The organism is Commensalibacter sp. M0133 (assembly GCF_016101485.1).
GTDB classification, from domain to species: Bacteria; Pseudomonadota; Alphaproteobacteria; order Acetobacterales; family Acetobacteraceae; genus Commensalibacter; species Commensalibacter melissae.
This window is the reverse complement of sequence record NZ_JACFQI010000001.1, coordinates 795,488-807,786: the sequence shown is the minus strand read 5'-3', so window position 1 is coordinate 807,786 and position 12,299 is coordinate 795,488. Positions and strand designations below refer to the sequence as shown.

General features: G+C 38.9%; 11 protein-coding genes. 3 read left to right on the top strand and 8 right to left on the bottom strand.

What is annotated here, in order from left to right:
* The 3 genes from rpsR (at nucleotide 1) to H3T46_RS03620 (ending at nucleotide 2,231) form a co-directional block, all read left to right on the top strand.
* Nucleotides 1-276 carry a 30S ribosomal protein S18 gene (rpsR, locus tag H3T46_RS03630; RefSeq protein WP_110438356.1) on the top strand — a complete coding sequence of 92 codons (276 nt, stop codon included), beginning with the start codon at nucleotides 1-3 and terminating at the stop codon, nucleotides 274-276.
* Nucleotides 277-290: 14 nt separating this feature from the next.
* Nucleotides 291-857, top strand: a complete 567-nt coding sequence (rplI, locus tag H3T46_RS03625) for a 50S ribosomal protein L9 (protein ID WP_198197415.1) — start codon at nucleotides 291-293, stop codon at nucleotides 855-857.
* A 174-nt stretch (nucleotides 858-1,031) separates the two neighbouring features.
* Nucleotides 1,032-2,231, top strand: a complete 1,200-nt coding sequence (locus H3T46_RS03620) for a cyclopropane-fatty-acyl-phospholipid synthase family protein (RefSeq protein WP_198197414.1) — start codon at nucleotides 1,032-1,034, stop codon at nucleotides 2,229-2,231.
* 16 nt (nucleotides 2,232-2,247) lie between these two features.
* On the opposite strand, the gene rsmA is transcribed toward H3T46_RS03620, so the two are convergent.
* From rsmA to H3T46_RS03580, 8 genes are all read right to left on the bottom strand, one after another.
* Complete coding sequence (gene rsmA / locus H3T46_RS03615) at nucleotides 2,248-3,099, bottom strand: 16S rRNA (adenine(1518)-N(6)/adenine(1519)-N(6))-dimethyltransferase RsmA (protein ID WP_198197413.1); 852 nt, start codon at nucleotides 3,097-3,099, stop codon at nucleotides 2,248-2,250.
* Nucleotides 3,038-4,519, bottom strand: coding sequence for a peptidylprolyl isomerase (locus H3T46_RS03610; protein ID WP_232349936.1), 1,482 nt, complete (start codon nucleotides 4,517-4,519; stop codon nucleotides 3,038-3,040). Before H3T46_RS03610 ends, rsmA begins: the two co-directional genes overlap by 62 nt.
* Complete coding sequence (locus tag H3T46_RS03605; RefSeq protein ID WP_232349937.1) at nucleotides 4,516-6,894, bottom strand: LPS-assembly protein LptD; 2,379 nt, start codon at nucleotides 6,892-6,894, stop codon at nucleotides 4,516-4,518. The genes H3T46_RS03610 and H3T46_RS03605 overlap by 4 nt, the downstream gene beginning before the upstream one ends.
* On the bottom strand, nucleotides 6,894-8,012 hold the full coding sequence (lptG, locus tag H3T46_RS03600) for an LPS export ABC transporter permease LptG (protein WP_110438351.1): 1,119 nt from the start codon (nucleotides 8,010-8,012) through the stop codon (nucleotides 6,894-6,896). Before lptG ends, H3T46_RS03605 begins: the two co-directional genes overlap by 1 nt.
* Nucleotides 8,013-8,015: 3 nt before the next feature.
* Nucleotides 8,016-9,176, bottom strand: coding sequence for an LPS export ABC transporter permease LptF (gene lptF / locus H3T46_RS03595; protein ID WP_122123869.1), 1,161 nt, complete (start codon nucleotides 9,174-9,176; stop codon nucleotides 8,016-8,018).
* Between the two features lie 175 nt (nucleotides 9,177-9,351).
* Complete coding sequence (locus H3T46_RS03590; protein ID WP_198197412.1) at nucleotides 9,352-10,773, bottom strand: FAD-binding oxidoreductase; 1,422 nt, start codon at nucleotides 10,771-10,773, stop codon at nucleotides 9,352-9,354.
* A gap of 11 nt (nucleotides 10,774-10,784) precedes the next feature.
* On the bottom strand, nucleotides 10,785-11,321 hold the full coding sequence (locus tag H3T46_RS03585) for a hypothetical protein (RefSeq protein ID WP_155567156.1): 537 nt from the start codon (nucleotides 11,319-11,321) through the stop codon (nucleotides 10,785-10,787).
* A gap of 8 nt (nucleotides 11,322-11,329) precedes the next feature.
* Nucleotides 11,330-12,295 (bottom strand): L-threonylcarbamoyladenylate synthase, encoded by a 966-nt coding sequence (locus H3T46_RS03580; RefSeq protein ID WP_198197411.1) that lies wholly within the window; start codon nucleotides 12,293-12,295, stop codon nucleotides 11,330-11,332.
* Nucleotides 12,296-12,299: the final 4 nt, after the last annotated feature.

The window sequence follows — 12,299 nt, the reverse complement described above, 5'->3', positions numbered from 1 at the left end:
ATGTCAGAAGAAATTCAGGTAAATATAGCTGCACGTCGTATTGCTGTTGGTGCTCGTCGTCCTTTTCATCGCAGACGCAAAACATGTCCTTTTTCATCAGCAAATGCACCAAAGATCGACTATAAGGATATTCGTTTGTTATCTCGTTTTCTATCAGAAAGCGGTAAAATCGTTCCAAGCCGTATTACAGCCGTATCCGCAAAAAAACAGCGTGAATTGGCACAGGCAATTAAACGTGCCCGTTTCCTCGCTTTATTGCCATTTGTTCAGGATTGAGGAGGAACATTAATATGTCTGCAACTGAAGTTATCCTACTTCAAAGAATAGCAAAATTGGGGCAAATGGGGGATGTTGTTAAAGTTAAGCCTGGTTATGCCCGTAACTATTTGCTTCCTCAAGGTAAGGCCATTCGTGCAACAGCGATAAATCGTGAACGTTTTGAGAGGGAACGTAGCCAGCTTGAAGCACAAAACATTAAACATCGTGAAGAAGCTGAACGCCTCTTGGAACGTTTGGAGGGACTTTCTGTAACGATTATTCGTCAGGCAGGTGAAAGCGGAAACCTTTATGGATCTGTTTCCGCACGGGATATTAGCGAAGGTGTTTCCAAGGAAGGGTTAACGATTTTACGTCAACAGGTTGAAATTCACCATCCAATTAAGATGTTGGGATTATATCAGGTGAGAGTTCAACTTCATCCTGAGATCCATTTGGATGTTAAAGTTAATGTTGCCCGTTCCGTCGAAGAGGCTGAGCGTCAGGCACAAGGTGAAGCAACGGCTGTGGAAGTTTTTGAAAATACACCACAGGATGAGCCAACTGAAGCGGTTTCAGAGGAAAAAGCTGTTTCTGAATAAAACATTTTGAATATATTCTGTTTTCATGGAATTTTGATAAAATGAGAGGTTTATCCTCTCGTTTTTTTTATCTGTTAATGAATAATTTTTTGCGATATCATTGATTTACAAATGGAAATAATTTTTCTCATATGATTATTCTATTTTTTCAAAATGATAAGAAATAAGCAAGATATGATGAAATTAATGGATTCAATTTTTAAGCATTTGATAAAAAAAGGATATTTGGAGGTTATTTATCCTGATAAGCATAGTAAATTTTATGGACATGCACAAAGTAAGCATTATGCTTGTGTTGAATTGCTAACACTTGAAATATGCAAACGATTACTCATAAATCCTGGGTTGGCTTTTGGTGAGGGTTATATGAGTGGCGAAATCCGTCCTGTCAATTGTTCAATTTACGATGTTCTGAATATTTTAATGAGTAATGATTTATCTCATGATCATATCGGTGAAAAAATTGCTTCCATATGGCGATATAGCAAACGGTTCTGGTCACAACTAAATCGTATTCAGCAATCTCAGAAAAACGTTGCACATCATTACGATTTAAGAAAAAATTTATATGAGCTTTTTCTGGATCAAGATTTGCAGTATTCATGTGCTTATTTTAAAAATGGAAATGAAAATCTGGCGGAGGCTCAGAAAGCAAAGAAAATACATATTGCCAATAAGCTTTTGTTAAATAAACCCAATCTAAAAATTTTGGATATCGGTTGTGGTTGGGGCGGCATGGCTTTATTCCTTGCCAGAGAATATGATGTGGAAGTAACAGGGATAACACTTTCCCAGGAACAATTGCAAGTTGCCAGAAATCGAGCCAAAGAGGAAAAGCTACAAGATAAAGTTCAATTTTATTTAACGGATTATCGGCTGGTCAAGGGATCTTTCGATCGAATTGTATCAATTGGTATGTTTGAACATGTGGGTATACATTACTATACGGATTTTTTTAAGGAAATTAAAAATATATTGATGCCTGACGGAGTTATGCTTCTTCATTCCATAGGTCGATCAGATGGTCCAGGCTCGACAAATGCATGGATTAATAAATATATATTTCCTGGCGGTTATTCTCCTTCGTTAAGTGAGACATTTGCTGCTATTGAAAAAAACGGATTATGGGTAACTGATTGTGAAATCCTGCGTTTACATTATGCAAAAACCATTCATTTTTGGTTAGGGAATTTTAAAAACCATCAACAGGATATAATTGCTATATATGATGAAAAATTCTATAGAATGTTTGAATTTTATTTATCAGCGGCAGAATTGTCTTTTTATTACCATAATCATATGAATTTTCAGTTGCAAATTTCCCCTTCCTTAACCGCCGTACCTTTGACACGAAATTATATGTTTGAAAAATAAGTGTCCAAGTTGAATTTTATGAATGTTGCTTATCAAGATAAAGACGGGCTAGCAGGTCGAATTCATTAATACTCAAAGTTTCCGCTCTTCTTGTTTCATCAATACTGGCTTTTGCAAGTAGGGTTTTTCCGTTAATTGATTTAAGAGAACTTCGTAACATCTTTCGACGTTGGCCAAAGGCGGCGGCAGTAATGGTCTCCATTGCTTTAAATAAGGCAAGGGAAGGTTGTTTTTTATATGGAATAATTTGTATCACGGATGAATAAACTTTTGGTGGAGGAAAAAAAGCACCCGGTGGAATTTGCTTAAGAATGGTACAGGACGCAATCCATTGAGAAATAACGGATAACCGACCATAAAATTCAGTATTCGGTGCCGCACAAATTCGATAGGCAACCTCTTGCTGAAACATCAAGGTAAAGCGTTCCCAGTGATTTGCCTGTTTTAACCAATTTAGTAAAAGAGCGGTTCCAACATTATAAGGTAAATTTGAGATAATTTGTCTTGGTGCTTGACATAAAGTGCTTAAATCAAACTCCAAAGCATTTCGTTCAACAATTTTAAATCGTTGCGGGTAATATTTTTTTAATTCTTGTAATAGGATAACGGCACGATTATCAATTTCTACACCTATGACCGTTTCGGCATTACTTGATAAAATAGCACGTGTGAGTCCCCCTGGGCCTGGGCCAACCTCGATAATGTTCTTATTTTCAAGATCTCCAGCAAGATCAATAATCTGTTCGTTGATTTTTGGATCAAGCAGAAAATGTTGTCCCAGTGATTTTTTAGCCAAGAGATTATGTTTATGAATTGTTTCCTTTAGAGGGGGAAGAATGTTGTTTTGTTTGTTTTTTGTCGGAGTCATTATTTTGTACAGGGGTGTGATATTCGATAATAGCTTGTCTATGTAAATCGCGATCTAATTGTTGAGAGGCTTGTTCAACACGTTGATTCAATAACTGATTGGCAATTTCACTTGCAGAAATGTCGGAAAGATTTTTGCGTTCCTTTGAACAGACCATAAGTAATGAGATACCGTCAAGGGAAACTAAAGGTTTGCTGATTTGACCCGGTTGCAAATCTTTAAGTATGTTAGCCATTTCAGGATTTAAGCGTTCAAGTTGAAGTTCTCCAGGATCGGAAGGTCTTATGTTTCCAGCCTTTTTATTGGCATCTTCCATTTGTTGGCATGAATGTAAGGTGCTTTTATATTTTGTTGTTTGGTTTAATGTGGCAACCTGTTGCGGGGTTGGTTGTTGAGGGTTCAGTTTGGAACTAAAAGGTAGGAAAATCTGTCGTATTTTCATCAGGGTTCCCATCTCATTACCAATGGTTCTGCGTCCGCTAAGCATTGCGATAATATAGCCACCTGCTACCTTAATAGGATTTGAGATTGCACCAATAGGCATTTTTCTTGCAATAGCTACCACTTCTGGATCCAGATTGTCTTCTTGAACCCATCCCAATGCACCACCCTGTAAAGCACTCTGGGATTGTGAAAATTGGGCCGCTACAATTGGAAAAGCAGCACCATTACGTAATTGCTGAATAATGGTTTCAGTAAATTGCAATTCTTGTTCAGGGTGACGAGCATTTTCAACCGGTACGAAGATTTCGTTGATAAGATATTCAGGTTGTCCCACTTCTTGTTTAAGGGCTTTTTCACGTTGTTCAACTTCTTTCGCAGTAATTCGCGATTGGGTGCCCAATTCTTGTTGTACCACTTTTCCCCAACCAATTTGCAATCTGATTTGATCAATTAAAGTGGTTAAAGAAACTCCATCCTCAGCCAATTTATCCCTTAAGGCGTGTTCAGGCATATTATTTTGTTTTTCAATTCCTGAAATTGCCTTGGCAATCTGTTCAGGGGAAATGTTGACGCTGCGTCTTAGCATTTCTTGAATATGCAGGCGCTCGGTAATCATCTGTTTAATCAGTTGTGGACGCATATGTTGCATCACTTCAGGACTTAAATGAATTCCGGCTGTTAATTCAAAGAGTTTCTCACGATTTGCTATATCGCGCTGTGTCAATAGTTGACCATTAATAATGGCGATAATTTTGTTTTCGTCATCAGATGAGGTTGCTGTAGATGAGAGATCTTCACCATCATGCAAAGTTGTTGGAGGTATTGGGGAATTGGAAATGGCGTGATGTTTTATATTTGCCATGGTATGTGCAATACCGTGACCTGTAAAAACGTAACCAGCCAATAGGAATGACATGATATATTTTTTATATTTTAATACAGTTTCTGAAAGCATAAACATAATAATTGTCATCATCCGTTAATTCCAAATACGCCAATTGTCTTGAAGTTTAGCATAAATAGGACCATGTCACTATTTTCTTCACCGTTAATCATTGTTTTTTGTTTGAAATAAATTACATCGGCACTAAAACAGTCGTTTCGATAACCAACAGTACCTCCATAGGCAACTGTTTCCTTTCGTGAAATGCTTCTTCTTCCAAAGGCGGAGGCATGCCAATGATCCCAATCGGTTGAAACACCCAATGTCAATTCGTTTGTTTTCTGCCAATATAATTTGGAGGCGCCCTCATGATCATATGGATTTCTATAGAAGTAATAATAAGGGGTTACAGGTTCATATATATATCCACCATTAATGCCAAAATGAGAGAATCCAAAATTGAATAAAGCGTCTGCAAAATTGACTTTACCGTCATAAGGGTCAACTCGAGTTCTTCCTGTTGCGGTTAACCATTGGACAGGGGATATACGCAGGCGAGAGACTACATCAGACATATGATGATCGAGACCTGAACGTGCTGGCATGTGTCCTTGAATATGTTCCTGATAGCTTTGCCCGACAAGAAAATCGACTTGATGGCCATTCCAGGTCCAATTCCCATGTACACCAACATTGGCACGGGCGCCGCCATCCAAACGATCAGTGCCTTGAAAACGGTTTAAGGCAAAAAGGGTTGTATCTGTGAATTCATAATTCCAGCTGTCTTCATTAGGCATATAGAAATTGCGGCCACCTTTTGAATGAGGAGCGGCAATTAATTGAACAATAGGTTCTATGATTTGAGTTCCTGTTGAGTCACCTATGTGAAACTCTCTCAGGAAGGGCCAATTCATTTTAACGGCAAATGTAGGAAGTGCTTGTCCTGTAAATTGGCTTTTTCTGGTTCTGTAAAACCCGGGCTGTTCATTGAGATGCGTTCCTCGATATATATTTGAATCAACATGTAGTGTAATAAGCCATTTTCTACCTGCACTATCATCAAAAGGTCTATCCCAATTCAAGGCAACTTCACCGCGTTGGTCATTAACACCACGTGGACGATAAAGAACAAAATCAGTGGTGTTTAATGAAAATCTTCCGCCTAGTGCATCAGGTTGTCCAAAATAGCTATAAGTATATCGAGGTAAAGAAAAAGGAAGATCAGAATTGTTGATAACCCCGCGATTTAATCCTTGAAAGGCTTGTACGCTAACTTTTGAATAGGATCCTTCACCAAACCCTTCAAGATACAAATCAGATTCTAAAGTATCTTGTCCATAACCGTTAATACGGTAATCACGCATGTAATTTGCAGAACTTGCGACATTGATATTTCCACCATAACGCCAGTGATCATTCAATGCCCATTCTGTTTTTAGGAATAAATAGCCTTGTGCACCTTTTTTAAATTTATCTACAGATCGGTCGGCATAGGAATTATACCAGGCATGTTGACCAACAGTATCATCGGCAATGCCACCTTCCACTCTTAACATTCCCTTGTTGAAACGGGCGCGATAGACTGTGGAAAGCTGTGGTCCTGTTTTGGTCGCAAAAAGAGGAATAAAGGTTAGGTCAGACCATTTATTTATAGCCCAATAATAGGGAATGGTTGTGTAGGCCCCGATATATTTACTGCTCCAATTGATACTGGGAATTAGGAAACCACTACGCCGTTTTACAGATGGATCCGTAATTGAAAAGAAAGGCATGTAAAATACCGGAATTCCCCAGAAATCAATGAAAGTATCTGAGAAATCAATGCGTTGATTTTCCATATCACGGATAGCCTGATAGGATCGAAACTGCCAAAAAGGTGATTTTTTGGGGTTTTTCGCGCAAATGGGGCAGGCGGTATAAACTGATCGACTAAAATCATGGACTTTACCTCCTGTCCGACGTGCCCCGTTGGCAGCAAGTTTACCTCCATCAGCAAGCAGGGCATAGACCTGATCCATAATTCCCTCCTGCATGTTATTTCCCAGTTGCGTATGCTGGGCAAACAAGATTTCACCATCGGGTTCGACCATGGCGACATTACCTGATGCAGTAGCGATGTTTGTTGTTTTGTTAAAAGTAACCTTATCAGCCCTCAAGGTGTGATCATTTTGCCAAATATGCACGTCACCTTCCCAAACAACCTCACCAGCCTTGGAATCATAGGAAACTTTGTCAGCCTGAAATGTGATGGGGTCTTTTCCACTGAAAGGTGCCGCATTGGTTTTTCCAATATTACTATGAGCCATTTGCATTTGTTGTTGGGCATTGGTGACAGAACAAAAAATCCATAAATTAGCGATAAAAGAACTGCTTAAAATACTGAATGCAAGAAAAGAGTAATATTGATTTTGAAGGATTCTTGCTTTCATAATTTTTTGAACAAGTAAGGAGGATAAGGATCTAGACATTAGCCGTCTTCCAGATGAATAAGTAGGGATATTGCGAGACACAAGCCGGCTACGGTCGGAGCCCATGCCGCGATAAAAGTTGGCAAGGCACCTGATTCTCCAAAACGTTCAGCTATTTTGGAGATAGTGAATAAGGCAAATCCCGCTGCAATACCAGAGCCTATCATTCTTGCAACACCTCCGCGTCGAGTTGATCGAGTGGCAAACCCCGCCGCAACCAACGCCATTGTACTTGCAAGTAAAGGTTGGGCTAAAAGCGCTTGAAAATGAAGCCTGTGGCTAATGGATGAAAAACCTGATTTGTCTAGCAATTTAATAAATCCTGGTAACGCCCAAAATGATAAGGTCTCTGGAGATGAAAAACTATCTTCGATATTATGTAAAGTTAAATCAGTTGGTATTTTAATAGTTCCTAATTTAATCGGGAACTTATTCGGTTTTATAGAATAAGCATTGTATAATACCCAGTAAAGATTATGTTGCAAATACCCTGATGGCGATTCAATACGATCCAGTAAATGATTCGCTTCATCTAATCTTAGAACACTAACATCGCTTAAATGCAAATTGCGGTTGATAACATGAACTTGTTGGGCATGCAAAATTGCCACACCTCGAGAGGTTAATTCTTTATCAGATTGTCTTATCCATAAAGAGCCACCTGACATATTCGTGAGTTTTCCTCCACCGGTTGTTAAATAGGTTTGATCCAGAATTTCTGCCTGCCTGTAAAGTGTGGAAGAAATTGGGGATATGATTAGTGTGGAAAATAACCCAATTATAAAGGCACAGGCAGTAGGTGCCATTAGGAACTGCCATACGGAAATTCCTGCTGCTCTGGTAACAATAAGTTCAGAAGATCGTGTAAGCTTCCAAAAACAGATTATTCCCCCCAAAAGAATTCCAAAAGGAAGGATCTGCATGCAGAAGTTGGGAATATGATCCAGGGCAATATACGCAACAATACTTGTTGAAACTCCTGGTCTTGTGGCAATGCGACGTAACAGGTCAATAAAGTCGAATAATGATACCAATCCTGTCAAGGCTAGAATCATGGAAATGGAAGCCGAAAAAAATTGTCGAGCGATATAGATCGAGATTGTATAAGCGGTGAGCATAATCTATAACTTTCGGCCGTATGAGGAAGGATGGAATGATGCATTATGATGTAATTTAGCCATCATTTCAGATCCGAACAAAGTTACGCCAGCGATTATTCCTGGAAGTATGGCAATAATCCACATTAAAAAAATCAGGTTGGTATTGCGACTGGCCAAATTTTGCATAATCAGCGAGGCGGCGAGCAAACCCACAATCGTAAAAATTGCTGCCAGAGGTCTTAGAATATTGCCAAACCGAGCAAAACTTCCTTTTAAAACACTGACAAGAGCAATCAGTGTAAAAGATATAATTGTCAGAGGTGAGGTTAATCGTCGGTGAGCCTCTACGGCAAGTTTCCCGTAATCTTTATTGGCAACCTCTTCTGGATCGGGATGTAATAACTCGTAAATTGACATTTCTGTTGCATCACGGGATCGTGCGGCATCGTTACGATTGGAGGACAAATCAATGGTATTACGTTCGAAATTTAGAATATTCAAACGGCCGGTTTTGTGATCAATGACCTCTCTGGATCCGTTAAATAACACAACTTGAGGTTGATCATTTAGAATGACCAGATTTCCTCTTTCTGCCAGAATGGTTGCCTTATTATTGGGTTGGCGATCATCTTCAATTAGTATTCCTTGTAGATTTCCGTTACTGTCTTTGGATTTAATATAAACGGTTAAATTATCAGAAGCGTTAGTGAATACTCCTTCCTCCAGCATGAATGCCGCCATTTTATTGCGAATTTTGTATTCAAATTTCCGGAAAGTGTGATAGGAGGTTGGAACAATCCAAACATTTAATAAATAACAGAAAATCATTGAAATAATTGAGCATATCAAACCTGGTCTCGCCAGGGAAAAAGAGGATATGCCAGCCGCGCGCATAACAATGATTTCACGATCACCATCCAGTCGCTGATAAATGAATTGGACAACGACAAATGTTGTTATCGGTAAAATAACGGCGACAAAAGATGGGATTAACAAGCCGGTTAATTGCAGGAAAACTTTAAGAGACAGTCCTCTTTCAACAACCAAAGAGACAAAACGTAAAGACTGGGTTAGCCAGATTAGAGCCGCCAATCCACCCGTGGTGGCAATCAGGGCAATTAGTAATTGCCGTAAAATATAACGGTCAATCATAGGTAGACGCAAGAATGTAAAAAATTGCATTAGTTAATATCCTGCTTTATACCTAAAAGGCTTTCTCTAATTAAATACAAAAGTAAAATTAATTATAATAACGAATGATAATAGCAATATTTTATTCTAGGCAGATATTGCAAGAATAAAATATTACTAATTTATTTTTTTCTGAATAAGTTGCAGATGATTTTATTAGTGATCTTTAAGATTTGGGGAATATTTTTCCAGGATTTAAAAGATTATCGGGGTCAAGTGCCTTTTTGATTTTTTTCATCAAATCAAGTTCAGTTTCGCTTTTCCACTCGGACATCATATAATTTTTAAGTTGTCCCACACCGTGTTCTGCTGAAAAAGAACCGTGTAGATCAAACACGATTTTGGATACAATATTCATTAAATTGTGACTTTTTTGCATAAATTTATCAGGATCTTCATGTTCAGGCTGAACAAGGTTAAAATGGATATTTCCATCCCCCAAATGACCAAATGGTGCGACGCGGATACCTGGATACCTTTCCTGGCAAGCTTGGGTGGCACGAACAATAAATTCAGGAATGGCTGAAATTGGAACGGAAACGTCATTTTTGATATTTGCACCAGCCCTTTTTTGGGATTCGGCTTGTTCCTCTCTCAATTTCCATAGGTTTTGCCGTTGAGTTTCACTTTCGGCCAGAACTGCATCCAATACAATTCCCTTTTCAAAAGCCTCTTCAAGAACGGTTTCCAGTAATGCTTTTAATTTATCTCCTTTTTCAGGCAGAGCCAGTTCAACCAAAATATAAGTTGATGTTTCTGTTTCAAGGGGAAAATAGATGTCCTCGATATTAGAACGAACTAATTGCATTCCTGTTGATGAAATATATTCAAAAGCTTGTAGTGCAGCAGGATTATAATTGTGAAAAAGTCTTAAAAGTTTCAAGGCTTGATGGATGTCTGCAAGGGCGCATAACGCAACTTCAGTTGATTTTGGTTTCGCATGCAGCTGGATAGCTGCCGCCGTTATAATGCCAAGCGTTCCCTCTGATCCTACAAATAATTGTTTAAGATCATAACCCGTATTGTCTTTTCTCAAATGCCGCAAAATATTTAAAATTTCGCCTTTTGCTGTAACTACTTCCAATCCTAGAATGAATTCACGTGTATTACCGTAACGTAAGGTGTTGTTACCACCTGCATTGGTGGCGATAATTCCGCCTATTTGGGCTGATCCTTGTGATGATATCATGATTGGGAGATATAAATCAGATTTGAGAGCAATATTTTGCGCCTCTTCAAGAACAAGACCCGCTTCGACGGTCATAGTGTAGTCAATTGTATTGATATCCCTGATTTTATTCATACGATTGAGGCTAAGCACGATTTGCTTTTTATCTGGAGTGGGGGAGGCTCCTCCCACCAGACTTGTATTTCCGCCCTGAGGTACAATTGCAATTTGGTAATCATTGCATAATTTTACAATTTCAGCAACCTGCTCTGTTGTTTTTGGACGGACAACGGCAAGACTGTTAGCGTGAAAAATTTCGCGCCAATCCGTATCATAGGAAATTTTTTCCTTAGGATCTGTAATTATTCCTTGTGTGTCAAGAATAGAGGTCAGGTTATTGATAAAATCAGAATTATCCATAAAAACTCACATTAATTTAAATAAATTGAATTATTTGGAGGGGGTGTTGAAGAAACAGAGTGATAAATAGCGGTAGTGGCAATGCCAATTAATAAACCACAAATGAAAAAAATGATGCCAAGAATTTTTTTAAAGGGTTCTTTGGCCTGATTACTATAAAGTACTGATTGGATTTCTGCCCGTGATTGTTGCGTCAACAATAATTCGGAACGTAATGATTCGTTTTGAACCCGTAAGCTGCGAATGACAGTATCCAATCGATTAATATCTTGAGTAAGACTGGTAATCTGTGATCGTGCTTTGATAAGATCAGCATTGTTAGTAGTGCTTTTACGACTGCGGGATGATGATTTTGTTTCAGGTTTTGGTGGGTTTTCTGCAATGGAATAAAAAATGTTTTTTATTGCTCCACCAGTAACCATATTCTTTTTTGCCCTTTTTTTCAGGGTTTCAAGGGCATTTGCTGATTGACCTGGTTCATTTTCAAGAACCAAAGCCAAGATATCGGCCAGTATTTTCAGCTCTTTTTTATCAATGTTTTCGGTCATGATTCCAACTATGGTCTAGGTGCGGCAGCACGTTGAAGTCTATCACAAATAGCCCGACCGATGCCATAATCGGGAATAGGCATAACGGCAATTTTTTGCAATCCGAGTTTTTTCCCTTCTGTATCAAGAAACCTTAAATTTGCAAATAAATTCCTCGCAGCTTCTTCAAGATTTGAAGTCGGACTTAGGTTAACCGAAAGAGGGGCCTGTAAGGTGGTTTTACCGAAGGCAAGCAATGCTTCATTTGCCAAAACATGTGTGCAATTCAGACGAACCGTTAAAGAAGGTGCATAATGCGAACTTAATTGCCCGGGTGCGGTGATTTTTGTTTCTACAGAATCTTTAAAAGATAGCGGTCCGCAAATGGAACGCAGAGATTCAGCAGAAATTCCGCCAGGTCGAAGTAATTTGGGATAATCATCGCTTACATCCAAAATTGTACTTTCGACACCAATTTGACACGGACCAGAATCAAAGACAGCATCGATTTTTCCATTAAGTTCCTGATAGACATGTTGAGCTGTTGTAGGACTGACGTGGCCCGAAACATTGGCGGAAGGTGCGGCAATCGGCTTTTGACTGTATTCAATAAGCTGACGGGCTGTTAACGAATTTGGAATACGGACGGCCATTGTTGACAGATGAGCTGTTGCAGCTTGGCTGATTTGTGTGTTTTTTTGCTTGTTTAAAATAAGAGTTAATGGACCAGGCCAAAATTTAAGACCCAATTCATATGCCAGATCATTCTTTTCAACAAATTGGAAAACATGCTCAAGTTGTGCAAAATGGATAATGAGCGGATTAAAATTTGGACGTCCTTTTGCCTGATAAATTTTTGCGATAGCCTGGTTATTGGTGGCATCGGCGCCCAATCCGTAAACTGTTTCAGTTCCAAAGGAAACCAATCCGCCATCATGTAAAATCGAGGCGGCTTTGTGGATATTGAATGGCGTGTTGGTAAGTAAAAGTGTCATTGAA